Origin of the sequence: Rhodococcus sp. MSC1_016, assembly GCF_023667485.2 — a bacterium.
GTDB lineage: Bacteria > Actinomycetota > Actinomycetes > Mycobacteriales > Mycobacteriaceae > Rhodococcus_F > Rhodococcus_F oxybenzonivorans.
Map to the genome: position 1 here is coordinate 6,456,500 of NZ_JAMOZI020000001.1, position 25,967 is coordinate 6,482,466.

22 protein-coding genes are annotated in these 25,967 nt (G+C 66.5%); 17 read left to right on the forward strand and 5 right to left on the reverse strand.

Annotation, left to right across the window (positions count from 1 at the left end):
* Positions 1 to 57: 57 nt before the first annotated feature.
* The 6 genes from L1080_RS30260 to L1080_RS30285 all read left to right on the forward strand — a co-directional run bounded on the left by L1080_RS30260 (position 58) and on the right by L1080_RS30285 (position 6,356).
* The gene (locus L1080_RS30260; protein ID WP_159923716.1) at positions 58 to 612 is read left to right on the forward strand and encodes a MarR family winged helix-turn-helix transcriptional regulator; all 555 of its coding nucleotides are present in this window, start codon (positions 58 to 60) and stop codon (positions 610 to 612) included.
* A gap of 94 nt (positions 613 to 706) precedes the next feature.
* Positions 707 to 1,906 (forward strand): homogentisate 1,2-dioxygenase, encoded by a 1,200-nt coding sequence (locus L1080_RS30265; RefSeq protein ID WP_250777005.1) that lies wholly within the window; start codon positions 707 to 709, stop codon positions 1,904 to 1,906.
* Positions 1,873 to 2,763, forward strand: a complete 891-nt coding sequence (locus tag L1080_RS30270; protein WP_250777050.1) for a hypothetical protein — start codon at positions 1,873 to 1,875, stop codon at positions 2,761 to 2,763. Before L1080_RS30265 ends, L1080_RS30270 begins: the two co-directional genes overlap by 34 nt.
* On the forward strand, positions 2,760 to 3,950 hold the full coding sequence (fahA, locus tag L1080_RS30275; RefSeq protein ID WP_250777004.1) for a fumarylacetoacetase: 1,191 nt from the start codon (positions 2,760 to 2,762) through the stop codon (positions 3,948 to 3,950). Before L1080_RS30270 ends, fahA begins: the two co-directional genes overlap by 4 nt.
* A gap of 43 nt (positions 3,951 to 3,993) precedes the next feature.
* Entirely contained in the window at positions 3,994 to 4,776 is a 783-nt protein-coding gene (locus tag L1080_RS30280; RefSeq protein ID WP_250777003.1) for an enoyl-CoA hydratase, read from the forward strand.
* Between the two features lie 56 nt (positions 4,777 to 4,832).
* Positions 4,833 to 6,356, forward strand: coding sequence for an acyl-CoA synthetase (locus tag L1080_RS30285; protein WP_250777002.1), 1,524 nt, complete (start codon positions 4,833 to 4,835; stop codon positions 6,354 to 6,356).
* Here L1080_RS30285 and L1080_RS30290 read toward each other — a convergent pair whose 3' ends face one another.
* Complete coding sequence (locus L1080_RS30290; protein WP_159923726.1) at positions 6,357 to 7,391, reverse strand: LacI family DNA-binding transcriptional regulator; 1,035 nt, start codon at positions 7,389 to 7,391, stop codon at positions 6,357 to 6,359.
* Between the two features lie 149 nt (positions 7,392 to 7,540).
* Here L1080_RS30290 and L1080_RS30295 point away from each other — a divergent pair, with 149 nt between their 5' ends.
* Both L1080_RS30295 and L1080_RS30300 read left to right on the forward strand, forming a co-directional pair.
* Positions 7,541 to 8,713, forward strand: a complete 1,173-nt coding sequence (locus tag L1080_RS30295; protein WP_250777001.1) for an acyl-CoA dehydrogenase family protein — start codon at positions 7,541 to 7,543, stop codon at positions 8,711 to 8,713.
* Positions 8,710 to 9,864, forward strand: coding sequence for a CaiB/BaiF CoA transferase family protein (locus tag L1080_RS30300; RefSeq protein WP_250777000.1), 1,155 nt, complete (start codon positions 8,710 to 8,712; stop codon positions 9,862 to 9,864). The genes L1080_RS30295 and L1080_RS30300 overlap by 4 nt, the downstream gene beginning before the upstream one ends.
* A 144-nt stretch (positions 9,865 to 10,008) precedes the next feature.
* On the opposite strand, the gene L1080_RS30305 is transcribed toward L1080_RS30300, so the two are convergent.
* The gene (locus tag L1080_RS30305; RefSeq protein WP_459031529.1) at positions 10,009 to 11,421 is read right to left on the reverse strand and encodes an IS1380 family transposase; all 1,413 of its coding nucleotides are present in this window, start codon (positions 11,419 to 11,421) and stop codon (positions 10,009 to 10,011) included.
* Positions 11,422 to 11,683: 262 nt separating this feature from the next.
* Here L1080_RS30305 and L1080_RS30310 point away from each other — a divergent pair, with 262 nt between their 5' ends.
* From L1080_RS30310 to L1080_RS30325, 4 genes are read left to right on the forward strand one after another with little or no spacing between them, the layout of a single operon-like run.
* Entirely contained in the window at positions 11,684 to 13,051 is a 1,368-nt protein-coding gene (locus tag L1080_RS30310) for an MFS transporter (RefSeq protein ID WP_250770085.1), read from the forward strand.
* Positions 13,052 to 13,067: 16 nt separating this feature from the next.
* A complete protein-coding gene (locus tag L1080_RS30315) occupies positions 13,068 to 13,727 on the forward strand; it encodes a response regulator transcription factor (protein ID WP_250770082.1) in 660 nt (219 codons plus the stop codon).
* 1 nt (position 13,728) lies between these two features.
* A complete protein-coding gene (locus tag L1080_RS30320) occupies positions 13,729 to 15,147 on the forward strand; it encodes a sensor histidine kinase (RefSeq protein ID WP_250770079.1) in 1,419 nt (472 codons plus the stop codon).
* Complete coding sequence (locus L1080_RS30325; protein WP_250770077.1) at positions 15,144 to 16,130, forward strand: TAXI family TRAP transporter solute-binding subunit; 987 nt, start codon at positions 15,144 to 15,146, stop codon at positions 16,128 to 16,130. The genes L1080_RS30320 and L1080_RS30325 overlap by 4 nt, the downstream gene beginning before the upstream one ends.
* Positions 16,131 to 16,203: 73 nt before the next feature.
* Here the strand turns inward: L1080_RS30325 and L1080_RS30330 are convergent, their stop codons facing one another.
* Together L1080_RS30330 and L1080_RS30335 are read right to left on the reverse strand one after the other, a co-directional pair.
* Positions 16,204 to 17,361 carry an acyl-CoA dehydrogenase family protein gene (locus L1080_RS30330; protein WP_159923740.1) on the reverse strand — a complete coding sequence of 386 codons (1,158 nt, stop codon included), beginning with the start codon at positions 17,359 to 17,361 and terminating at the stop codon, positions 16,204 to 16,206.
* A gap of 16 nt (positions 17,362 to 17,377) precedes the next feature.
* Positions 17,378 to 18,571: an acyl-CoA dehydrogenase family protein gene (locus L1080_RS30335; protein ID WP_250770073.1), complete on the reverse strand. Its 1,194-nt coding sequence runs from the start codon at positions 18,569 to 18,571 to the stop codon at positions 17,378 to 17,380.
* A gap of 310 nt (positions 18,572 to 18,881) precedes the next feature.
* Between L1080_RS30335 and L1080_RS30340 the strand changes: the two genes are divergently transcribed.
* From L1080_RS30340 to L1080_RS30355, 4 genes are read left to right on the forward strand one after another with little or no spacing between them, the layout of a single operon-like run.
* Positions 18,882 to 20,207 carry an MFS transporter gene (locus L1080_RS30340; protein WP_250770070.1) on the forward strand — a complete coding sequence of 442 codons (1,326 nt, stop codon included), beginning with the start codon at positions 18,882 to 18,884 and terminating at the stop codon, positions 20,205 to 20,207.
* Positions 20,204 to 21,337, forward strand: a complete 1,134-nt coding sequence (locus tag L1080_RS30345) for a thiolase family protein (protein ID WP_250770067.1) — start codon at positions 20,204 to 20,206, stop codon at positions 21,335 to 21,337. The genes L1080_RS30340 and L1080_RS30345 overlap by 4 nt, the downstream gene beginning before the upstream one ends.
* A 32-nt stretch (positions 21,338 to 21,369) precedes the next feature.
* A complete protein-coding gene (locus tag L1080_RS30350; RefSeq protein ID WP_250770064.1) occupies positions 21,370 to 22,134 on the forward strand; it encodes an SDR family NAD(P)-dependent oxidoreductase in 765 nt (254 codons plus the stop codon).
* Between the two features lie 51 nt (positions 22,135 to 22,185).
* A complete protein-coding gene (locus L1080_RS30355) occupies positions 22,186 to 23,793 on the forward strand; it encodes a class I adenylate-forming enzyme family protein (RefSeq protein WP_250770161.1) in 1,608 nt (535 codons plus the stop codon).
* A 59-nt stretch (positions 23,794 to 23,852) separates the two neighbouring features.
* Here L1080_RS30355 and L1080_RS30360 read toward each other — a convergent pair whose 3' ends face one another.
* Complete coding sequence (locus L1080_RS30360; RefSeq protein WP_250770158.1) at positions 23,853 to 25,016, reverse strand: acyl-CoA dehydrogenase family protein; 1,164 nt, start codon at positions 25,014 to 25,016, stop codon at positions 23,853 to 23,855.
* 197 nt (positions 25,017 to 25,213) lie between these two features.
* Here L1080_RS30360 and fabG point away from each other — a divergent pair, with 197 nt between their 5' ends.
* Positions 25,214 to 25,954 (forward strand): 3-oxoacyl-ACP reductase FabG, encoded by a 741-nt coding sequence (gene fabG, locus L1080_RS30365; protein ID WP_208960314.1) that lies wholly within the window; start codon positions 25,214 to 25,216, stop codon positions 25,952 to 25,954.
* Positions 25,955 to 25,967: the final 13 nt, after the last annotated feature.

Genomic DNA, 25,967 nt, shown 5'->3' on the forward strand with positions numbered 1-25,967 from the left:
CTAAATGTGACGGTGGCAGGCAGTCGGCCCGCCACCCGGTCGCGATAGGGTTCCCTCATGACCGATGACGCTGCGCCGGTGCCTGTCGAGGTGCCTGAGCGCCTCGACTTCTGGTCGTTCATCGAGCTGGCCAATCGGCGTCTGAGCACCGAGTACGGTTCGACGCACCAACTGGCGACGCAGGTTTTGCTCACGCTGAACCGAGCGTCCAATGTGGTGACCTACGACCTCGAGTCGTCGATCCACCGTCCGCGAGGGCTGTCGTGGTCGTCGTTCCGGCTGATGTTCGTCACCTGGCTGGCCGGGCCGATCGATGCGAAGAGTGCGGCCGAGCTCACCGGCATGAGTCGGGCTGCGGTCTCCAATCTCACGAAGTCCCTGGTCGGCGCCGGTCTAATGGAACGAACGCCCGATGAGCGGGACGGCCGATCGGTGCAGCTGTCGCTCACCGAGCGCGGTCGCCGGGAGATCGGGGAGATTTATCGTGAGCAGAACGAGCGCGAACATGCGTGGGCGAGCGTGCTCACCGAACCTGAGCAGCGCATCCTCGTCATGCTGCTCGACAAGTTGATCACCAACCGTAGCCAGTTCGACGTTCGCGGACGCAACTAGATCCTTCTGGCGTCGTTATCGGCCTGTGCTTGCCATCACGCCCTCAAACTAGTTAATGTGTTTACTAAGCGACGACACATCGAGGAGGCCGGTCATGGCGTTCTATCGGCAGGCGGGCAACATCCCGCCGAAGCGGCACACGCAGCACCGTGATGAGGACGGTCAGCTCTACTTCGAGGAGTTGATGGGCGAGGAGGGCTTCTCCTCCGATTCGTCGTTGCTGTATCACCGGCACATTCCCTCGGCGATCGTCGACGCCACGGTGTGGGAGCTGCCAGATCAGACCACGACGCCCAACCATCCGCTCTCGCCGAGGCACCTGAAGCTTCACGACCTCTTCCCGGAGTCGGTATGGGCGGGAACCGACGTCGTAACCGGACGTCGGTTGATCCTCGGCAACGGTGACGTGCGCATCTCATATGTCGTCGCCGGCAAGGAATCGCCGCTCTACCGCAACGCTCTCGGCGACGAGATGGTATACGTCGAATCCGGCGCGGCCACAGTGGAAACCGTTTTCGGTGCGCTCGAGGCGAAGCAGGGCGACTACGTCCTGATCCCGATGTCGACCACCCATCGGTGGATTCCGACCGGTCCGGACCCGTTGCGCGCCTACGCAATCGAGGCCAACAGTCACATCGTCCCGCCGAAGCGGTACCTGTCTCGGTTCGGGCAGCTACTCGAGCACGCACCATATTGTGAACGCGACCTCCACGGTCCGGGGGAGACGTTGCAGGCCGAGGGCACCGACGTCGAGGTGCTCGTCAAGCACCGCACCTCGCACGGCATCGTCGGCACCCGGATGGTGTACGCCAACCATCCGTTCGACGTGATCGGGTGGGACGGTTGCCTCTACCCATATACCTTCAACATCTCCGACTACGAGCCCATCACCGGGCGCGTGCACCAGCCGCCGCCGGCGCATCAGGCGTTCGAGGGCAACAACTTCGTCATCTGTAACTTCGTACCCCGCAAGGTCGACTACCACCCGTTGTCGATTCCGGTGCCGTATTACCACTCCAACGTGGACTCCGACGAAGTCATGTTCTACTGCGGCGGCGACTACGAGGCCCGCAAGGGGTCAGGCATCGGACAGGGTTCCATCTCCGTCCATCCCGGCGGGCATGCCCACGGTCCGCAACCCGGTGCCTACGAACGCAGCATCGGGGCCGAGTTCTTCGACGAACTCGCGGTCATGGTCGACACCTTCCGGCCCCTCGAACTCGGCGAAGGAGCGCTGGCGTGCGAGGACTCGGGCTACGCCTGGACCTGGGCGGGACGGGGGCCGGCGCAGTGACCGGCATTCCCGCGCTCTTCACTGGTCTGTGCGACGACGCCGCCCTGTTTCCCCCCGGCAATGCGCCCTTGCCCGATGCCATCCCCGCGCACACACGTCACCGGACATCACCGTACGCAGACCTGGTCGGCCCGTTCGTCTTTCCGGCCTCTCGGGTGAACGAACTCACCCCGGCCGAGCTCGACGTGAGTCTTACTCTGCCGGGCGGCCCTGCCACTCTCGAGGCCGCGCTCACGCGCATTGCCGCGGTGGAGGGAGTCACCCCGGTTGCCCTCGAGATCGCGGTTCCGGCGGAGCAGTCGGCCGCGGACTTCATGACCGCGTTGCAGGTTCTCGAGACCTTGACGGCTGGACTCGATGTGTTCGTCGAGATTCCACGCGACGAGAGGCGTCCTGATGTGCTGGCCGCACTCGTGGGTACGTCGGTCTCGGCCAAGTTCCGTACCGGCGGTGTCGTTGCGGAGGCCTACCCGGACGAAGGTGAACTCGCCGCCGCCATCCACACCGTGGTTGCGACCGGGGTCCCTTTCAAAGCGACGGCCGGACTGCACCATGCCGTGCGAAACACGGATCCGGACACTGGGTTCGAACAGCACGGCTTCCTCAATGTGCTGCTCGCCACCCGGCACGCCCTCGGTGGTGGCACCGTCACCCAACTCGCCGCGACACTCGCCGAACGCGACGGCGCCCTTCTCGCGCAGGAGCTCGGTGACCTCTCCGACGACGTGGTCGACGCCGTGCGCTCCGCGTTCCGTTCCTTCGGAACCTGCAGCGTCCTCGAGCCGCTCGAAGACCTCGTCGGGCTGCAGCTCGTTCCGTCGTCCGTCCTCTCCACAGAACAGGGAACCTCCGCATGACCACGCTCGACATCCCCGACCATTCGCTTTTCGGGATCGACAACCTGCCATACGGCGTGTTCTCGACCGCGGACTCGGCCCCACGGGTCGGAGTGCGGGTGGGGGATTCCGTCGTGGATCTCGCCGCCACACTCGGCGACGACGTCTTCGCGCAGCCGACCCTCAATGCCTTCATGGCGCAGGGCAGGGGCCGGTGGGTGGAGGTCCGACGGCAGATCACCGAACTGGTGCAGGGAGACGTCGACGCGGCTGCCGTGTTCGCGGTCGACGAGGTCACCATGCATCTGCCGGTGGATGTGGCGGACTACGTCGACTTCTACGCGTCCGAAAACCATGCCACCAACCTCGGACGGCTGTTCCGGCCCGACTCCGAGCCGCTGATGCCCAACTGGAAGCATCTGCCGGTCGGGTACCACGGACGGTCGAGCACCGTCGTCGTGTCGGGCACCGACGTCATCCGGCCGTGTGGGCAACGCAAGGCCCCGGCTCAGGACGCCCCCGACTTCGGTCCGTCCCTCCGCCTCGATATCGAGGCGGAGATGGGCTTCCTCGTCGGCGTCCCGACGAAGCTGGGGGAGACCATCACCCCGGATCAGTTCGCGGACTACGTGTTCGGCGCCGTGGTGGTCAACGACTGGTCGGCCCGCGACATCCAGGCGTGGGAGTACGTGCCGCTCGGCCCGTTTCTCGGCAAGAGCTTCGCGACCTCCATCTCGCCGTGGGTGGTGCCGCTGCTCGCCCTCGAGGCCGCTCGCATCGACACCCCGAGCCAGGATCCCGAGCCGCTACCGTACCTGCGCGGCGAGGAGAAGTGGGGCCTCGACATCGATCTGACCGTCGAGTGGAACGGGCACGTCGTGTCGCGGCCGCCGTACGCGCAGATGTACTGGTCGCCTGCGCAGATGCTCGCACACACCACCGTCAACGGTGCCGTCGCCAGTACCGGTGACCTGTTCGCGTCGGGCACCATCTCGGGTCCCGAGAAGAATCAGCGCGGTGCCTTCATCGAACTCACCTGGGGTGGCAAGGAACCGGTCCAGGTCGGCGACGAGACGCGTACCTTCCTCGAGGACGGCGACGAGATCGTCATCTCCGCCACCGCACCGGGCCCGAACGGCAGTCGCATCGGCTTCGGTGACGTCCGCGGTCGTATTCTGCCGGCAACACCACCTGTGAGTACTTCTTAACCGCGGACGGTTAACAAGTACGCACAGGTGGTAGGCAGTAGGCATGACCCAGAACTTCGTGGACACCACCGTCGAGCCGGACACCGGCGTCGCGTTCCTCACCCTGAATCGGCCCGAACAACGCAACCCGCTGTCGTCCGAGGCGATGCGGGAGGTCACCGCAGCGCTTCGGAAACTGGGCGGCGACGACACCACCCGTGTCGTCGTCATCAGGGCTGAAGGACCGGTCTTCTCCGCGGGACACGACCTGAAGGAGATGATCGGTCGCACCCTCGAGGACGAGCAGGCCATCTTCGACACCTGCGTGGAGATGATGCAGACGGTTCAGGACATCCCGCAGCCGGTGATCGCGTCGGTGCAGGGCGCTGCTGTGGCGGCGGGCTGCCAGCTGGCCGCCTCGTGCGACCTCGTGGTGGCGTCGTCGGACGCCGTGTTCGGGACTCCGGGTGTGAAGATCGGACTGTTCTGCTCGACTCCGATGGTGGCGCTCAGCCGCGCGATCGGGCGGAAGCGGGCGCTGCAGATGCTCCTCACCGGCGACACGATCGACGCGGCGACGGCCGCGGACTGGGGGCTGGTCAACATAGTTGTCCCCGCCGCGAAGCTCGCGGACGAGACCACTACCCTCGCCCGGAAGATCACAAAGGCAAGTCCACTCACGGTGAAAATCGGCAAGCAGGCCTTCTATCGGCAGATCGAATTGCCGCAGAACCAGGCGTACGAGGCCATGGCCGACACGATGGCGGCCAACGCCGTCACGTGTGACGCGCAGGAAGGCATGCAGGCGTTCGTGGAGAAGCGAGCACCGCAGTGGCAGGGGAAGTAGGTGTCGGCATGGTGAAACCTCTGCCGTCATAGTTGGACGTCCTATAACCTTCGGGCATGAGTCTGGATCCGCGTACCGATACCGTCGACGGAGTGCTCCGGCGCTCGGCCGCCAAGTTCCCCGACCGCACGGCTCTGCTCTTCGAGGAGCGCACGTGGACGTACCGCGAACTCGACGACGCGGTGAGCCGGGCCGCCGCGTACCTGCGGTCCCTCGGGCTTCGGACGGGGGAACGCGTCGCCGCGTACGGCACCAATTCGGATGCCTACGTCATCGGGTTCCTCGCCTGTGCGCGTGCCGGTCTGGTGCACGTACCCGTCAACTACGCACTGAAGGGTGACGAGCTGACCTACTTGGTGTCGCAGTCCGGCAGCAGTGCGGCACTGGTGGACCCGGCGCTGGCAGGAACACTCGACTCCGTCCGCGATGGGCTCGACCTGCTCCACGTCGTACCCCTGCGCGACGCCGAGGGTTCCCTGCTGTCCCACAGCAGTTCCGGTGACGTACCCGTCCTCGCGGAGCTGGTCGCTTCTACTGACCTGGCCCAATTGCTGTACACGTCGGGCACGACATCGAAGCCGAAGGGCGCCATGATGACTCATGGTGGTCTCGTGTGCGAGTACGTGTCTTCCGTGATCGCGCTCGCGCTGAACGACCGCGACAATCCGTTGATCTGCATGCCGCTCTATCACTCGGCGGGCATGCACGTCTTCATGTTGCCCTACCTGTCGGTGGGAGCTTCGGTGAATCTCATGCAGGCTCCGGACATCCCGGAGATTCTGCGGCGAATCGAGGCCGATCGCATCGGATCGCTGTTTCTCGCCCCGACGGTGTGGGTGCCGCTCGCCGGACATCCGGATTTGGAGACACGCGACCTGTCCTCGCTGAAGAAGGCACAGTACGGCGCGTCGATCATGCCGGTGACGGTGCTGAACCGGCTGCGTGAACGCTACCCCGACCTCGGTTTCTACAACTGTTTCGGCCAGTCCGAGATCGGTCCGCTGGCCACGGTGCTGCAACCGGAGGAGCACGAAGATCGGCCGTCGTCGTGTGGCAAGGCTGTGTTCTTCGTCGAGACGCGGGTGGTGGATCCGGACGGCAACGACGTCCCGGACGGCACCCCCGGTGAGATCCTCTACCGTTCACCCCAACTGTGCCTGGGGTACTGGGACAACCCCGATGCCACGGCAGAAGCATTCCGTGACGGCTGGTTTCACTCGGGTGACTTGGTCACGCGCGACGCGGACGGCTATGTCACCGTGGTCGACCGTATCAAGGACGTCATCAACACCGGCGGCATTCTCGTGGCCTCACGGGAGGTCGAGGACGCCGTCTACACGCATCCGGACGTGGCCGAGGTGGCCGTCATCGGGACGCCGGACGACAAATGGATCGAGGCGGTCACCGCGGTGGTGGTGCTGCGGGAGAACGCGGCCGGAGTGACCTCCGACGGGCTCATCGCGCACGTCAAGGAGCGCATCGCGCCGTTCAAGGTGCCGAAGCGGGTGGTCTTCGTCGACGAACTGCCCTGCAATCAAAGCGGCAAGTTGCTCAAAAGGGAACTGCGAGCGACGCTCTGATCACCGCCTGGTCGACGCCCTCTCGACGAGTTCGACGGGAAGTTGCACCGACTCCACGTCGTGGCCGGCGATCAGTGACAGCAGGTGACGCACGCCTGTCGCCCCGATGAGACGGGCCGGCGATCGCACCGTCGTCAGCGGCACCGGTAGCTGGGCGACCACCGGAATGTCGTTGTAGCCGACCAGTGCGAGGTCGTCCGGTATGCGCAGACCGAGGTCGCGGGCGACACCCAGAACACCGATGGCGATGGTGTCGCTGACGGTGAAAATCGCATCCGGACGCGCGTCGCGGTCGAGCAGGATGCCGGCGGCTTCGACGCCACCCGACACGTCGAAGTCCGAGCGGACGAGGCGGTCCGCGGGCAGTGTGATCCCGTCTTCGGCCAGCGCGTCGCGGAACCCTGCCACCCGGCCGCGGGAGGTGCTGGCGTGTTCGGGCCCCGCGATGACGGCGACGTCGGTGAAACCCCGATCGAGGAGGTGCCGGCCGGCGAGGTATCCGCCCCGGTGGTCGTCACCGGACACGAACGGCAGTCCGACGTCGGCATGCCGGTTGAGTTGGAGCATCGGCAGAGCACCCACCGACAGTGATTCGACGAACTCCTGTCCGGGGCTGTGCAGACTGCTGAGCAGTAGCCCGTCCACCTGCCTGCTGACGAGGAACTCGATGGCTTTGCGCTGGGCGTCGAGATCGTCCGGCGGGCTGGACAACAGGACCGAATATCCTGCGGCCGTAGCGGTCTCCTCGATGCCCTGGAACATGGTCGCGACCACGCCGTCGGTGAGCCGCGGCATGACGACACCGAGGGTGGTGGTCTTGCGCGTCCGCAGGCTGGCCGCCCACAGATTCGGTTGGTAGCCGAGTTCGACCGCCACCTCGCGGACTCGCAGAGCGGCCTCCGACCAGCCGTCCGCGGGTTCGGGCTGCCGGAGCACGCGGGACGCCGTCGACACGTGGACACCGGCGCGTTCCGCGATCTCTCGCAGGGTCGGCGGACGCCCGGAGGTGCGTGTCGGGCGGTCCGGCAGGTTCACAGGCAATCCTCGCGCTCGGGGGTGGGGGTACGGCCTGCCGCGTGGTTGACGGCGACCGGGAACGCGCCCTAGTCTACGTGACGAAATCGTTCGTGCAATCGTTCTCGCGAACGTTTGCGCACCAGCCCCACCGGCCCCGTGGAGGAACCATGTCCGACCCGCAGTCCCTGTCCCAGCTCTTCGCTCTCGACTCCCTCCTCGACACCGAGGAGATCGCGATCCGCGACACCGTGCGCCGCTTCGCCGACGAGCGCATCCGCCCCCACATCGGGGAGTGGTTCGAGGCCGGGGCGCTGCCGGTGCGCGAGCTGGCGGAAGGCCTCGGTGAACTCGGCGTGCTGGGTATGCACCTCGAGGGGTACGGCTGCGCCGGTATGAGCGCCACCGCCTACGGTCTGGCCTGCCTCGAACTCGAGGCCGTCGACTCCGGAATCCGGAGCCTGGTATCGGTGCAGGGCTCATTGGCGATGTACGCGATTCACCACTACGGCAGCGAGGACCAGAAGCAGGAGTGGCTGCCCCGCATGGCCGCCGGCCAGGCCATCGGCTGCTTCGGCCTCACCGAGCCCGACTTCGGCTCCAACCCCGCAGGGATGCGCACCAATGCCAAGCGGGACGGTGAGGACTGGATTCTCAATGGCACGAAGATGTGGATCACCAACGGGTCCGTCGCGGACGTCGCGGTCGTGTGGGCGCGCACCGACGACGGCATTCGCGGATTCGTTGTGCCCACCGATACCCCCGGCTTCTCGGCGCCGGAGATCAAGCACAAGATGTCGCTGCGGGCGTCCGTCACCTCGGAACTCGTGCTCGAGGACGTCCGGCTGCCCGCTTCCGCAATGCTGCCGGAGGCCAAGGGGCTGTCCGGTCCGCTCGGCTGCCTCAACGAGGCCCGATTCGGCATCATCTTCGGTGCGATGGGTGCCGCCCGCGACTGCCTCGAGACCGCCATCTCCTACGCCCAGGACCGTCAGGTGTTCGACAAGTCGTTGGCCGGCTATCAGATCACTCAGGTGAAGATCGCGGACATGGCGCTCGAAGTCGGCAAGGGTCACCTGCTCGCTTACCATCTCGGACGTCTCAAGGACCGCGGCGAGGTCCGGCCCGAGCAAGTGAGCACCGGCAAGCTGAACAACGTCCGCGAGGCCATCGCGATCGCCCGCGAATGCCGCACCATTCTCGGTGCCAACGGAATCACGTTGGAGTACCCCGTTATTCGGCATGCCAACAACCTCGAGTCCGTACTCACCTACGAGGGCACGTCCGAGGTGCACCAACTCACCATCGGCAAGGCATTGACGGGCGAGGCCGCGTTCAGGTGAGCGGGTCGCTCGAGTCGGGTCTGCGTGCTTCGCTCGACGGTCTGCTGATCGCCGATTTCGGCCGGGTGCTGGCCGGACCGTATGCCACGATGCTCCTCGCCGATCTCGGCGCCGAGGTGGTGAAGGTCGAGCGTGCGGGTGTCGGGGACGACACCCGGCAGTGGGGGCCGCCGTGGGTGGGTGAGGAGTCGACCTACTTTCAATCGGTGAACCGCAACAAGCAGTCCGTCGCGTGGGACTTGCACAGCCCCACCGACGTTCAGCAGGCGCGGGAACTCGTCGCCCGGGCGGATGTCGTGGTGGAGAACTTCCTGCCCGGCACCATGGACCGGCTCGGTCTCGGCTACGACACGGTGCGGGATTCCAATCCCGACGTCGTCTACTGCTCGGTGACGGGGTTCGGTGGGCACAACAACCTGCCCGGCTACGACCTGCTCATCCAGGCCGTCGGCGGGTTGATGAGCATCACCGGTCCCGAACCCGGTGTCCCGACCAAGGTCGGGGTGGCCGTCGTCGACGTCATCACCGGGCTGCACGCCGCGGTCGGGATCCTGGCTGCGTTGCGTCACCGTGACCGGAGCGGCGAGGGGCAGCGGGTCGAGGTGAACCTGCTGTCGTCGTTGCTGTCCGCCCTCGTGAACCAGACGTCCGGGTATGTGGGCGCGGGTGTCGTTCCGCAGGCCATGGGCAACCGGCATCCCAGCATCGCGCCGTACGAGGTCTTCGACACCGGCGACCGCCCGCTCGTGTTGGCGGTGGGCAATAATCGCCAATTCGCCTCTCTGTTACAGGTGCTCGGAATTCCACACCTCGCCGCCGACGAGCGGTACGCCACCAACATGCAACGGGTGGCGCACCGCGAACAATTGGTCCGGGACCTCACCGCGGCGCTGGCATCGGATTCCGCGGACGTATGGTTCGAGAAGCTGACCGCGCAGGGTGTCCCGTGCGGGCCGCTCAACGACATCGCCGATGCCCTCGCGCTGGCCGAGCGGCTCGGCTTGAATCCGGTGGTCGAGATTGACGATCCACGCCGGGACACACCGGTACGACAGGTGGCGAACCCGATCCGGCTCAGTGCCACCCCGGCGAGGTACCGCAGCGCGCCGCCGCTCCTGGGCGAGGACACCCCAGCTGTGAGTACTTCTTAACCTCGATCCACCGAACGGGTGTGGTTCGGGTAGCGGATCCGGTTGTGGGCGTTGAGGGGCTCTGTGGGTGTGGGTGATCGTCCGACCTCGGTGTCGGATTGTTCCACTGGGTCTTTCACGTCGGGCCGGAGATGGCGGGGCGGATTAGGTGGCCTGCGGTTTTCGTCTCCCTGTGTGAGTGAAGAGCCGGTTCCACTCGGTTTCCCAGGGCCAGCACCGGGGCAGATGCAGGGTAAGGCAACGGGCCGAGGACGCGATCCGGGCCGGGACGGTGATCAGGGTGCGGCGGATGGTGGCGGTCGTCGCCTTGGCCAGCGACTTCCCGGTAAGGCTGGCAGCGGCGCGGGTGAGATTGAACGCCATCACCGCCAGCACCAGCCAGGCACTGTTCGCGGCGAACCGCCCCGACGGCAGATGCGCGAGCGCGGAATTCTTCAAGTCGGCGTGGACCTGTTCGATGATCGCGTGCCTGCGGTGAAGTTTGTCCGCGGTCACCGTATCGAGCACCGCCGGGTCCGTGGTGGTGAAGAACGCGTGGAACCGCCAGGTCTCGAACAAGGTGCCCTGACCGTCGGTGTGCTCACGCAGGTCGGGAATGCGACGCACCACCAACCGGCCGGGTGTCCGCTCGGGTGCGAGTCGTGAGCCGAACGCGGTGAACTCGATCTCGGCGACCTCGGCCCGCGAGATCCACCGCCCGCTCGGTTCGTCGTAGACGGCGTCGGTGTACTCGATCGGTGTCCACGCCGACTCCTCGATCGCGGCGATCGCTTTCTTCACCTTCGCGGTCATCCGCACGGTCACCGACACGTCCGCGCCGGCCCCGATTACCGCGGACACGGTCGGATAACCGTAGAACGCCGAATCGGCCCGCACCAACACCCGTTCCTTCGCCCCACCGGGTGTCGATGGGTGCAGGCCGCGGACGGCGGCGAGGGCGTCGGTGACCATCCGCGCCGCCCCGCGGGGCGATCCGCAGGCCCCGCGGCGCAGGCGTTGGCCGACGATCACCGGAGCCTGCCCCTCGTAGGTGGCGGTGGCGATCAGGGCGTTCAACCCACGGACCCCGGTATATCCGTACCCGGAGCCCTGCTTACCGGGCCCGTGCACCGGCACGATCGTATCGTCGAGGTCGACGACCACCCGCCCACCGGCGTCGGGAGCACCGGTCAGCGGTGTCCGTTCGACCAGGCCACGCAGGAATCGGGCGGCGACCGCGTCGAGTTGGCGGACGTGCCCGAAGGTGAACGACCGCAGGAACGAGCCCAGCGTCGACGGCGCGTACGGGCGGTCGAACACGGTGGCCATGGCGCCGTGCCGCAGCAGCGCCATGTCGTCGATGCTGTCGGCGCCGGCGACCATGCCCGCGACCAGTGCGGTCACCTTCCGCCCCGCATTGGCGCCCTTGTCGGTCGGCACCGACACGTGCTCGTCCGCCAGGTCAGCGAGCCCGTTTTCCTGGGCCAACTCCAGCACCGGAATCAGGCCGGCCGAGGCGAGGAGGTTGCGGTCATCGAACACCGCCGCCCGTACCGGGCGGGTATGAGATAGTTGCACCCTAGAGATGCCCTTCGTTATGGGGAGGATCGGACCTTAGACAAGCCCAATCTTTCCAAAACGTAAGGGCATCTCGCCGTTACGACCCACCCACCACCTCAAACCATCGGTGGATTCAGGCTTAACCCCCCGCGGTTAAGAAGTACTCACAGGGGGACTTTCCTAAGAGAGTGTTAGGAACCCCCGCGGACCCTTCCGAATGTCTGTGACCCGACCCACTGTGGTGGGAACGGAGAGATTCAGGACATCGGAAGGAGTCCGCGTGAGCACCACACAGACTGGTGAGCGCCGAGTGATCGGCAACGTCTTGAAAGGTTCGGTCGGCAATCTGATCGAGTGGTACGACTGGTACGTCTACGCGGCGTTCAGTGTGTACTTCGCGAAGGAGTTCTTCCCCGAGGGCGACACCACTGCCCAGTTGCTCTCGACAGCAGCGGTTTTCGCGGTCGGGTTCCTCATGCGGCCGATCGGCGGCTGGGTCATGGGGCGGTATGCCGACCGGCACGGCCGCCGCTCGGCGCTCACCTTGTCGGTGACCGTGATGGCGGCGGGCTCGCTCGTCATCGCGCTCACGCCGTCGTACGACAGCGTCGGACTGGTGGCTCCGGTGCTCCTCGTGCTCGCCCGCATGCTCCAGGGACTGTCGGTCGGCGGTGAATACGCCACCAGCGCCACCTACCTCGCCGAGGTCGCCTCACCGGGTCGGCGGGGGTTCTACTCGAGCTTCCAGTACGTCACCCTCGTCGCCGGACAGCTGTTTGCGCTGGGTGTGCAGATTATCCTGCAACTGCTGTTGCCTGCCGAGGCCATGCAGTCGTGGGGCTGGCGAATTCCGTTCGTCATCGGTGCGGCAGGTGCCGTCGCGGTGATGTGGCTGCGTCGCACGATGGACGAGTCCGAGGCTTTCACCGACGAGGTGGAGTCGAAGCGTGACACAGACACCCCGGACGACGGGCCGAAGGAAGGTTCGCTCCGGATGCTGCTGCAGTACCCACGCGAGTGCCTGCTGGTGTGTGCCCTCACACTCGGTGGCTGTGTGGCGTTCTACACGTACACCACGTACATGCAGAAGTTCATGATCAACACCTCCGGCATCTCCAAGGATACGGTCGCGTGGATCAATTTCGCGGCTCTGTTGGTCTTCATCGTGTTGCAGCCGCTCGGTGGAGCCTTGTCGGACCGCATCGGCCGCCGCAAGCTGCTCATCTTCTTCGGTGTCGGTGGAACCCTGCTGACGGTCCCGCTCATGACCGTGCTGGGAAACACGTCGAATCCGCTGGTTGCCTTCGGGCTGATGATGCTGGGACTCACCGTCGTCACCGGATACACGTCGGTCAACGCGATCGTGAAGACCGAGCTGTTCCCGACCAAGGTGCGGGCGCTCGGAGTCGGACTGCCGTACGCCGTCACGCTGGCGATCTTCGGTGGCACGGTCGAGACCGTCGCCCTCGCCCTGAAACGGGCCGGTCACGAATCGCTCTTCTTCTACTATGTGACCGGATGCATCGCGATCTCGCTCGTCGTCTACGTCTTCATGCGGGAGACGTCGGAAGGTTCGCCGCTCGACCGGGCGAGCAGCCGGGCAGACAGCCCGGACGACGATGTCGAGCTGGTCGACTCGCGGAGCTGATCGAAGGGAACGGAAAGTGCAGATCGCGGTGGTCGAGGACGACGACGGAGTCGGCGACGCACTCGTGGAGGCGCTGGCGAACCACGGCCACGACACGGTGCGCATGCGACGCGGCTCCGACCTCCTCCTCGGCCATCGCGGTATGGATGCGGTGATTCTCGATCTCGGTCTCCCCGATGCGGACGGCCTGCAGGTGCTCCGGCAGCTGCGGGCCGTCAGCGACGTTCCGGTGGTCATCCTCACCGCCCGCGACGACGAGCGTTCGGTGGTCCGCGGGTTGCGCGGCGGGGCGGACGACTACCTCGTCAAGCCGGCGCGTCTCGCGGAGTTGCTGGCCAGGCTCGACGTGGTGACTCAGCGCCGCCGAGCCGCAGAACGGCCGGCGTCGCAGCAGATCACCGAAGGCGACGTGGTGGTCGATCTGATCTCTCGCGAAGTGGAGGTCGCAGGCGAACCGATCGCGCTGACGACCAAAGAGTTCGAGCTTCTCGAGGTCCTCGTCACCCGGCCCGGCGCCGCGGTGAGCCGCCAGCAGCTGATGGACGCCGTGTGGGGCGACGCCTATGTGGCGATCTCACGCACCCTCGACGTGCACATGACCGGACTGCGGGCGAAACTTGCTCGCCCCGGCCTCATTTCGACTATCCGCGGGTACGGCTACCGCTGGGGTACCTGACGTGCGGCGACGGGTGCTCGCCGTCCTGCTGGTGTTCGCCGCCCTCGCGGTGGTGGCGTTCGCGGTCCCCCTCGCTCTGGCCACCGGTGCCGGGAGAACGCAGGCCCTCCGGCTGAGCCGGGAAGCGGATGCGACACACTTCGCCAGCCTCGCCGGACAGACGCAGGCCCCCGGCAGCGCTGCGTTGTTGCGGGAGGAAGTGGCGCGCTACCACGAGTTGTACGGCGAGGGGGTTCTCATCGTGGACGCTAGGGGTGGTGTCCGCGCCGGAGCGGGGCTGTCGCCGGCCGACCCGGGCGTGGGCGAGGCGATCACCGCCGGACTCCGAAATCAGAAGAAGGGCATCGGCGGTTCGCTGACACCATGGTCGGCGGACCGTGTCCTCTCGGCCGTCCCCGTCGGCACCGGAGCGCAGGTCGACGGCGCCGTCGTCCTCGAGGTGTCCACCCGAGCGGCGCGCGAGTCGATCCGGACGTCGTGGCTGGTGATCACCGCCGGGGCGCTCGCGGCGCTGGTGGCGGTGACCGCAGTGGCCATCGCGCTGTCCCGGTGGACCGTTCGTCCACTCGGTGCACTGACGGCCCGCGTCGGTGCTCTCGCGGACGCCGTCCCGTCGCCCAAGCCGTGGACCCGTCGCACTGCCGGCAACTCCGCGGACCGCTACACCGGACCGCCGGAGGTGCAGGAACTCGCCCGGGCCTTCGACACCATGGCGGGCGCCGTTCAGGCTTCCGCCCATGCGCAGCGCCGACTCATCGCCGATACCGCGCATCAACTTCGGAACCCTCTGGCGGCATTGCATATTCGATTGGACTCCCTCGCCCCGTACATCCTCGAGGCGGGGGCGGAAACCTATCGCCGGACGAGTATGGAAGTGGACCGTCTCGGCGGGATCCTCGACGGACTGCTGGCATTGGCAGTCGCCGAGTCGCCCGCCGAGACCTCGCACGGCGGCTGTGACGTCGGCGCAGTGGTCGCCGACCGGCTCGACGCGTGGGCGGAGGCGCTGGCGGAGTCCGGGATGGTCGCGACCTCGGGCGGAACCGACGAGCCCTTGTTCGCCGACTTCCGGTCCAGTCAGCTCGCTCAGATTCTCGACGTGCTGCTCAGCAACGCGCACACCTACGCGGGTTCCGGGTCGACGGTGCGAATCGACACGCGGAAGACGGAGTCCGGGATCCGTATTCGGGTGAGCGATGACGGCGTCGGGGTGTCCGAAGACGAGGTCGACAGGTTGTCCTCGCGCTTCTTTCGCGGGTCCGCATCCGGCCGGCCGGGCACCGGTCTGGGCTTGTCCATCGCCACCGCTCTCGCTGACAACGGTGGTGGTTCCCTCACGGTGGCGGCCGCACAGCCGCACGGTCTCGAGGTAACCGTGACGCTGCCGGAGTCGCCCGACGGTACCGGGGAGGCGTTGTGATCTCCCGGCGCGAACTGTTCCGCGCTCTCGCGGCCACCGCAGTGGCCGCGGTGGCCGGGTCGGGCGCCGCCTGTTCCGGTGGCACCCGTGAACAGCTGCGACTCGCTGCCGGTGAGGAAGGTGGATTCTTCTGGGAGTTCGCGCAGCTGACCGCTGCTGCCGCGGAGCGCGCCGACCTGGGCGTGACGATCGTCCCGCTGCGAACCGCCGGGTCCATCGACAACCTCGCGGCGCTGGCGTCCGGGGAAGCAGAGCTCGCCCTGAGCCTCGCCGACGCCGCCGTGACGGCCATGGACACTGCCGCCGTGACGGCCATGGACACTGCCGCGGTGTCGGCCATAGATGCCGCCGCCGACTTCACCGCCATCGGCAAGGTGTACGAAAACTACATGCAACTGGCGGTGCGCGCCGATTCCGAGATCGAGGACACGTCCCAACTTGCCGGAGCACGAATAAGTTTGGGAGCGCGAGGATCAGGCGCAGAACTCACCGCGGAACGAATTCTGGAGGTGTTGGGCCTCGGCCACCCCGGCGACGTCACACGCCTGCACCTGTCGATGACGGACGCAGGTCACGCTCTGCGCGACGGCAGCGTCGACGCCGTCCTATGGGCGGGCGGAGTGCCCACACCATCGTTCGCGAACCTGGGTATCGCGCTGCGACTCCTCGATCTGTCCGCAGAACTCGAGTTGCTGCGACAGCGGTTCGGCCCCCGCTACGAGTCCGTGCTCATTCCGCCGGGTACGTACGGAAGTCAGACACCGGTCGCGACAATCGGTTTGGCCAACCTTCTCCTCGCCGGCCCCACGGTGACCGACAACGCTGCCGGTGCACTCGTGGAAGTGCTGATCGACCATGCCGCAGAACTGGTGCCGGAACAGGCGACGGGCAGCCAGTTCCTCGATCGGCAGTCGTTGATCGTCACCGCCGGAGTGCCGTTGCACCCTGGTGCCGCCGCGGCATACCGGCGGCACCACGGCTGAGGCGCTTCGCGCTCGTGCGCCCTTTTGGTAGTGGGAACAACCAGAAAGGCGCACGGGCGCCGAAGGCGCCTGGTTACAATCCCAAATCCTTCGCGATGATCGTCTTCATGACTTCGCTGGTGCCGCCGTAGATGCGGGACACCCGGGTGTCGGCGTACAGGCGCGCGATGGGGTACTCGAGGACGTAACCGTATCCACCGTGCAGCTGCAGGCACTTGTCGATCACCCGGCCCGCGGCCTCGGTGCAGAAAAGTTTGACCTTCGCCGCGTCGGGCACGGACAGTTCACCGGCGTCGTGGAGTTCGAGTGCGCGGTCGGCCATCAGCTGGATTGCTTCGACCTCGGTGGCGCATTCGGCGAGCACGAACTTGGTGTTCTGGAATGCTGCCACCGGCTTTCCGAAGACGTTGCGTTCCTTCACGTAGGCGAGGGCGTGTTGCAACGCGGCCGCGGCGGTGGCCGACGCGCCGAGCGCGATGGTCAGCCGCTCCTGTGCCAGGTTGTGGGTGAGGTAGCTGAATCCGGCACCCTCCTCACCGAGCCGATCCTCGACCGGAACCTTGACGTCCGTGAACGACAACTCGGCGGTATCGGACGCCTTGAGGCCGATCTTCTCGATTTTCCGGCCCACCGCGAAACCCTCGGCGGCGGTGTCGACGACGAGAATGGACAGCCCCGCCCGGCGGTTCTCTTGCGTGCTGGGAGCGGTGCGGCACACCACGAGGATGCGGTCGGCGAGCGCGCCGCCGGTGATGAACGTCTTGGCGCCGTTCAACACGTAGTGGCTGCCGTCCTCGGACAGCTTCGCCGAAGTCGCGATGTTGGCGAGGTCGGAACCGGTACCGGGTTCGGTCATCGCGATGGCGAACATGATGTCGCCGGATGCGAATCCCGGGAGCCAGCGCTGCTTCTGCTCATCGTTCGCGTATTCGACCAGGTACGGCAGGATCAGATTGGTGTGTACCGAGAAGCTGCCGAACGTGACACCGGCCGCCGCCGTCTCCTCACCGACCACCGCGGAGAACTTGAAACTTTTCTCGCCGCCCCCGCCGTACTCCTCCGGCACCTGGATGCCCAGGACGCCGAGCTCGCCGAGCCGACGATAGAAATCACGTGGGGGATGTCCCTGTACCTCCCAATCATGGTGGACGGGAGCCACTTCCTTGGCGATGAAGTCGCGGATCGTCTTCCGGAACGCCTCGTGATCTTCGTTGAACACCGTACGCTGCACGGATCTCTCCTTCGATTTACAGTGCGTAACTACGCAGTACGCCCTTGCTGATGATCGTCTTCTGAATCTCGCTGGTGCCTTCGCCGATGAGCAGGAACGGTGCCTCACGCATGAGCCGCTCGATCTCGTACTCCTTCGAGTAACCGTAACCGCCGTGGATGCGGAAGCTGGCCTGGGTGATCTCCGAGCAGTACTCGCTGGTGAGGTACTTGGCCATCCCGGCGGCCACGTCGTTGCGTTCGCCGGAGTCCTTCAGTCGTGCCGCGTTGACCATCATCAGATGTGCCGCTTCGACCTTCGTCGCCATCTCGGCGAGGCTGAACGCGATCGCCTGATGCTGCGCGATCGGCTTACCGAACGTACTGCGCTGCTGCGCATATCGGGCCGCCAGCTCGAACGCGCGGATCGCCACACCGCACGCGCGCGCGGACACGTTGACCCGTCCGACCTCGATCCCGTCCATCATCTGGAAGAAGCCTCGACCCGGCGTGCCACCGAGGATGTCATCGGCCGCGGCGGTGTAGTTGTCGAACAGGAGCTCGGTGGTGTCGATGCCCTTGTACCCCATTTTGTCGATCTTCCCGGGGATGGTGATGCCCGGGACCACCTCGCCGAATCCGGCGGGCTTCTCGATGAGGAATGCGGTCAGATTGTCGTGCTTCTTGGCGGCACCTTCCTCGGTGCGAACCAGGGCGGCGACGAGGGTGGAGCTGCCACCGTTGGTCAGCCACATCTTCTGGCCGTTGATGACGTAGTTTCCGTCGGCGCCGCGCTTGGCCTTGGTGCGGATGGCGGCGACGTCGGAGCCGAGTTCCGGCTCGGACATCGAGAAGGCCCCGCGAACCTCACCCGTAGCCATCCGGGGCAGGTAGTGCTCCTTCTGGGCATCGGTGCCGTGCTGACGCAGCATGTAGGCGACGATGAAGTGAGTGTTGATCACCCCGGAGACGCTCATCCAGCCCCGCGCGAGTTCCTCGACGCACAGGGCATAGGTGAGGAGGGATTCGCCGAGGCCGCCGTACTCCTCCGGGATCATCAGCCCGAACAGGCCCATGTCGCGCATCTTGTCGACGATGGCCTGCGGGTAGGTGTCGGAATGCTCGAGTTCCTGTGCGACGGGGATGACGTCGCGATCGACGAAGGTTCGCACGGTGTCGATGATCTCGGTCTGGAACTCGGTGAGGCCGAGAGTCTGGGCGAGGCGGCTCATGGGGGTCCTTCGAATACGAGTTGTACCGAGCAGGGGAGTGCGGAACCGGGGCGCGGACGAGCGCCTCGGGAGCCGCGAGGTCGAATTTCAGCTTGCCCGACTTCCCGTGGAGCGGCTAGAGGCCTTCGGCTATCGGTCGGATAGCGCACTCCAATGCTTCTTGCATCTGCCTGTGACCTGCGGGGGCCCTGACCCATAGGTAGTGGCAGCCGGTGCGTTCGCCGAGTGCGTATTGATCGGGTGGGCCCGCATCCGTTGAATGGGCTTGACGCTGTGACCTGCACCACCCATTCTTCGAAGGGATCACCAGGTGACCCACTCCACCGCCACCCTCGACGCACCCGTCGACATCGGCTCCGAGTCCCGCCGCCGTGCGTGGGGCTTGACCGCCCTCCTCGTGTTGCTCTACGTCGTAAACTATGCCGACAAGGCCGTACTCGGCATCATCGCTCAACCCCTCGCCCAGGAGCTGGGACTGAGCTCCTCCCAGATCGGTCTGGTCGGGAGCTTGTTCTTCCTGACCTTCACGGTCGGCGGATTCTTCGCAGGCGTGCTCAACCGATGGATGTCCCTGCGGTGGGCGCTCGTGCTACTCGCGCTGGCCTGGTCGGTGGCCATGCTGCCGCTCGTCGTCGCCGCAAGCTTCGTGGTTCTACTCGGCAGCCGGCTACTCCTCGGCCTCGCCGAGGGCCCGAGCTCGGCGCTGCTGCACACCGGGGCGTACTCCTGGCACGCGCCCGCAAAACGCGGACTGCCCAGCGCGCTGCTGGCCGGCGCGGCATCCATCGCGAAGATCGCCGTTGCTCCGGCACTCGCATTCGTCACCGTCACCTTCGGCTGGCGCTACGCCCTGATCGCGCTGTCGGTGATCGGAGTCGTGTGGTGTGCCGTCTGGCTGACCGCGTGGTCCGAGGGTCCCTACATTCGCAGCGGGAAGAGCGCGACCACCGATGCCGACGGTGACGCCGGTGAGCCCGCCGTACCGTGGAGTCGTATCTTCCGGACACGCACGTTCATCAGCGGCGCCCTCCTCGTCATGAGCGTGTATGCACTGGTCGCAGTGGTGCTCACCTGGCTGCCCTCGTACTTCGAGGTGGGCCTCGGCTACAGCCGCCTGCAGGCCGGATCGATGTTTGCCTTCCCGAGCATCGCGGGACTGATCCTGATGCTCCTCACCTCCGTAATCGGCGACCGCCTCCTGGTGCGCGGCTCGACGTCCCGGATCGTGCGGATCATCGTGCCGGCCGTCGGGGTGCTCATCTGCGGCGCGATCCTGCTCGCCCTGCCGTCCATCGACACCCCCGCCCTCGCGGTGCTCGTGGTGTCGGTCGGGTACGGTTTCGCCGCCTCGGTGTTCCCGCTGCTCAACTCCGCGATCTCCGAGATCTGCCCGCCGCGTCAGACGGCCGGCACGCTCGGGGTGTTCCTCGCGATCATGGCGGTCGGCGGCCTCGTCGCCCCGTATGCGACCGGCCTGATCGTCGACGCCGCCAGTTCGCCCGCCGCGGGCTACGCGACCGCGTTCCAAGCGCTCGGTCTGGTCGCCGCGGTGTGTGCCGTCCTCGCGTTGATCCTGGCCAACCCGGAACGCGACAAGAAATTGGTTCGAGGCGACAGTGTGAGGAGCACACGATGAATGACGCAGTAATTATCGACGCAGTCCGCACACCGATCGGCCGGCGCGGAGGGTCCCTTTCGGATATTCATCCGGCCGATGTGTCGGCCCACGTGCTCGAAGCCCTCGTTGCCCGTACCGGTCTCTCCACGGACGAGGTCGGCGACGTCATCTGGGGCTGCGTCAGCCAGGCAGGCGAGCAGGCGGGCAACGTCGCCCGGACCGCGGTGCTCGCCGCCGGCTGGCCCGAGAAGGTGCCCGGCACCACGCTCACCCGGGCGTGTGGATCGAGCCAGCAGGCGGTGAGCTTCGCCGCCGCGACCGTGATCGCCGGCCACGAGGACATCGTCGTCGCCGGCGGTGTCGAATCGATGAGCCGCGTTCCGATGGGCAGTGCCAGCAAGAACGGCGAGCACTTCCCCGCAACCGTTCTCGACCGGTACGGCGTCGACGGCTTCAGCCAGGGCACCGGTGCAGAAATGGTGGCAGCGAAATGGGGATTGACTCGTCGGGTGCTCGACGAATACGCCCTTCGCTCTCACGAACTCGCGGCGCGTGCCGCCGACCGCGGCGCCTTCGACGGGCAACTCGCACCGATACCCGGCGTGCTCGAGGGAGATGAGGGAATCCGCCGCGGTGGTTCGCTCGAGTCCCTCGCGAAACTGAAGACCGTGTTCAAGGACGACGGCGTGATCCACGCGGGCAACTCTTCGCAGATCTCCGACGGCGCGGGGGCGTTGTTGATCACCACGAGCGACAAGGCTGCGCAGCTGGGACTGCGTCCGATGGCCCGGATACACACCAGCGCGGTGGTCGGTGACGACCCCGTCATCATGCTCACCGGTCCGATCGCAGCCACGGACAAAGCCCTCTCGCGGGCAGGACTGACCATCGAGGACATCGGCGCGTTCGAGGTCAACGAGGCCTTCGCTCCGGTTCCGCTGGCCTGGCAGGCGGAGACCGGTGCCGCCATGGGCCGGCTGAACCCGGTCGGCGGCGCCATCGCCGTCGGCCACCCGCTCGGTGGATCGGGGGCGATCCTGATGACCCGACTGGTGCATCACATGCGCGACAACGGCATCCGATACGGCCTCCAGACCATGTGTGAGGCAGGCGGACTCGCCAACGCCACCATTCTCGAACTTCTCTGAACCACCACTTTTCTGAAGGGACCCCACAGGCAATGGAACTTAAAGGCATCTCCACCGCGGTGACCGGCGGCGCGTCGGGACTCGGACTCGCCACCGCCCGTCGACTGGTGGACGCCGGGGCTCAGGTGACGCTCATCGACCTTCCCCACTCCGAGGGTGCGGCGGCGGCGAAAGAACTCGGCAGCGCAGCGCAGTTCGCGGCGGCCGACATCACCGACCCCGAACAGTTCGCGGCGGCCCTCGATGTCGCCGACGAACGAGGCGGACTGCGCGGCATCGTGCACTGCGCCGGCGCGGGACGACGAATGCGGATCCTGGACAACGACGGCAAGGCCGGTTCACTCGAGGATTTCGAGTTCGTGATTCGCCTCAACCTCGTCGGCTCCTTCAACGCTCTGCGGTTGGGAGCGGAACGAATCGCCCGCCACGACGAGATCGACGGCGAACGCGGCGCGATCGTGCTGACCGCCTCCGTGGCGGCTTTCGAAGGTCAGATCGGCCAGATCAACTACACGGCGTCGAAGGCCGGCATCGTCGGAATGACCGTCACGGCGGCGCGGGATCTGGCCAGCCGAAGCATCCGGGTGTGCACCATCGCCCCGGGAATCATGGACACCCCACTCCTGGCGCGACTGCGCGAAGACGTGCGGACGTCACTCGAGAAATCCGTACCCAGCCCGTCGCGGCTGGGCAAGCCAGGTGAGTTCGGGCAACTCGCCTGCTCCATCCTCGAGAACGGCTACCTCAACGGTGAGACCATCCGCCTCGACGGTGCCATCCGCATGGCACCCCGCTGACCAGTGAGGACCCACGTGAACAAGCCGGTACTGCACTACCCGGATCTGACCATGGCGGCCTTTCCGCCCAGCATGGCGGCCCTGTACGGAGACCGGGCCGCGGTGGTCGACGGCGACACGGTGTGTACCTACCGTGAGCTCGACCAGCGGTCGGGTGCATTCGCGTCCGCGCTGCGGGACGCGGGTGTGACCGAACGTGACGTGGTGCTCCTGCACCTCGGCAACTGCATCGAGTTCGTGGTCGCGTACTACGGCGCCCTGCGAGCCGGCGCAACCGTCACCCTGGTCAACCCGCTGCAACCCGTGCCGGGACTCCGCACACAGATTGTGGACACGGGTGCGGTCGCGGCCGTGACCCAGCCCGGGCAACTGGACAACCTCACCGCGGCTGCCGACGGCACCACCGTCCGCACGATCGTGGTGGCGGGACTGCCCGCCGGGCGAGGTCGCGGACAGTTCGGATTCGACGAGTTCGTCCGCGGGTACGCGGCCGCACCGTTCCCTTCGAAGGTGACCGGAGACGACGTGGCCCACCTCGCCTACACGGGCGGCACCACCGGCCTGTCGAAAGGTGTTCGCATACTGCACCGCAACGTCCTCGCCAACGTGATCCAGATGGTCGCCTGGCGAGCGGGACACGCGGTGCTCGCCACCGCTGACGGTGGGATCGAGTTGCGACCCCTCCCGGAACTGGGGGACCGCGGTGTCGAACCCGGGGTCGGGGCGACGGTCGTCGTGTCACCGCTGTTCCATGCCCACGCCCTGATCAACATGTCGTTCCTGCTGCTCTGCGGGGCGACTCAGGTGTTCGCCGGCCGTTTCGAACCCGGCAGGATGCTGGAACTGATCGAGAAGCACCGTGCCACCTACATCACGGGAAGCCCGGCAATGTGGCATGCGGTCGCCACTCATCCAGACGCGGCGACCCGGAACACCGATTCGGTGCGCGTCGTCTCCTCCGGTGCGGCCCCGATCGACCACGTCACACTCGAGGCGCTCGGCCGCGCTTTCCCCTCGGCGACAGTGGTCGAAGGGTACGGGTTGACCGAAGGCACCTGTCTCGTCGCGTCCGCGCCGCTGACCGGAGCCGACGCATACAAGCTCGGGAGTGTGGGTCTGCCGGTGTTCGACACCGAAGTGCAGATCCGTGCAGCCGACGATTCCGGGGCCGTACTCGACGCCCACACCCGCGGCAAGCTGTGGGTCCGCGGCCCGCAGGTCACCGACGGTTACCTGAATCAGCCCGAGATCACCGCTCAGCAATACGTCGACGGCTGGCTCGATACCGGTGACATCGCGTACGTCGACGAGGACGGTTACCTGTTCATCTGCGACCGCACCAAGGACATGCTGATCTACAAGGGCTACAACGTGTATCCGCGTGAGCTCGAGGAGATTTTGGTCTCGCACCCGGACGTCTCCTCCGCTGCCGTCGTCGGCAGAGAGGCCGGCAGCGTCGGTCAGGAACCGGTGGCGTTCGTCGTCCCGATGCCGGGGGCGACGGTCGATCCGGATGCCGTGTCGGCGTTCGTAGCCGAGCGGGTGCTGCCGTACAAGAAGGTGCGTGACGTGGTGGTGGTCGAACAGTTGCCGACGTCGGCGGCGGGAAAGATCCTCAAAACGACTCTGCGGAAGATGCTCGAGGTCGCAGCCACCTAGAGGACCACGAAAGCAACCGGCCCCCACCCGCTCTCGGCGGTGGGGGCCGGTTGTTTCCTTCAGCGTTGCGCGCGCTTGACCAGGCCTCGCCCGATGATGAGCCGCTGGATCTCGCTGGTGCCCTCGTAGAGGCGCAGGAGACGGACGTCACGGTAGATGCGTTCGACGGGGACGTCCCGCATGTACCCGGTGCCACCGTGGATCTGCACCGCCAGGTCGGCGACCTTACCCACCATTTCCGTGCAGAAAAGCTTGGCGACCGACGGCGCGATGCGCCGGTCCTCACCGGACACCCACGCCCGGGCGGCGTCCCGGACGAGTGCCCGCCCCGCCATCACACCGGTCTGCTGATCGGCGATCATGGCCTGCACCAGCTGAAAGTCACCGATCGCGCTGCCGCCCTGAGTAGCGGTGGCGGCGTACGCCACCGACTCGTCGAGTGCGCGCTGGGCCGCACCCACCGACAGCGCGGCGATGTGCACCCGGCCGCGCGCCAGCGACGTCATCGCGGCACGGTAGCCGACGTCCTCGCTTCCCCCGACGAGAGCGGAATCAGGCACGCGCACATCGGTGAAATGCACGTCCGCGGTCCAGGCGCCTTCCTGGCCCATCTTGCGGTCCTTCGCGCCTACCTGCACTCCGTCGGCGTCGGCGGGAACGAGGAACACCGCGATGCCGGTGCCGTCCGCGTCTGCGGGGCGGGTGCGGGCGAACACGACGAACAGGTCCGCGAGTGGTGCATTAGTGATGAACCGCTTCTCGCCGTTGATTATCCAGCCGCCGCCGGTCCGCGTCGCCTTGGTGCGCAGTCCCGCGGGGTCCGAGCCCGCGCCCGGTTCGGTGAGCGCGAACGACGCCACCACCTCGCCCGACGCGATGCGCTCGAGCCACGTCTCTTTCTGCTCGTCCGTGCCGAACGCCACCAGCACCTGCCCGGCGATGCCGTTGTTGGTACCGAACATGGAGCGCAGGGACAGCGACGTGTAACCGAACTCCATCGCCAATTCCACATCCTGCGTCAGGTCCAAGCCGAGTCCGCCCCACTCCTGCGGGATCGCGTATCCGAACAGCCCCATCGCTTTGCCGGCCTCGCGGATGTCCTCGGGGATCGCGTCGGCATCCATGATCTCCTGCTCGCGGGGAACCACAGCGGAGCGAACGAAACTGCGCGTCTGGGCGAGGATGTCCTGAAAATCGTCGTCGCCGACCTGAGATGTGGTCATGGAATCACCGGCCTGCAAACTTGTCATGAAGTCACTGTCGGATGGTAGTCGCCGCATGTCCAATACGAATCGGACCACGCCGCCATAGGAGATCCCGATGATTCCGACCCGTTCAGGAGGGTTCTGCGCCGATATATTCGGCTGGTGCCGGAACCCCCGAGTGGCGGGAGGGCACTCGTCATGTCGAAAGGACTTCCATGGAACTGCTCGCCAACCGCACCGCCGTCGTCACCGGAGGCGCCCAGGGTATCGGCTTCGAAATTGCCCGGACCTTCGTCGAGGCCGGCGCCCGCGTGGTGATCGGTGACCTCGACCTCGACGCCGCCACGGCAGCGGCCGACAAGCTCGGTGGCGCGGACGTCGCCCACGCCGTCCGGTGCAACGTGGTGCACGCCGAGCAGGTCGACGAGATGCTGGGCGCAGCCGTCCAACGCTTCGGCTCGCTCGACGTGATGGTCAACAACGCCGGGATCACCCGCGACGCGACCATGCGCACCATGACCGAAAACGACTTCGACCTGGTCATCGACGTGCACCTGAAGGGCACCTGGAACGGGACGCGCAAGGCGGCCGCCATCATGCGGGAGGCCAAGCGCGGCGCCATCGTCAACATCTCCTCACTGTCCGGCAAGGTCGGCATGGTGGGGCAGACGAACTACTCGGCGGCCAAGGCGGGCATCGTCGGGCTCAGCAAAGCTGCGGCCAAGGAGCTGGCCCATCACGGTGTCCGGGTCAATGCGATCGCGCCGGGACTCATCAGGTCGGCCATGACCGAGGCCATGCCGCAGAAGGCGTGGGACCAGAAGATGAGCGAAATCCCGATGGGGCGTGCGGGCGAGGCCGGCGAGGTGGCGAACGTTGCCTTGTTCCTCGCCTCCGACCTTTCGTCGTACATGACCGGCACGGTCCTCGAAGTCACCGGTGGACGCTTCATGTGACGCGCACCGAACC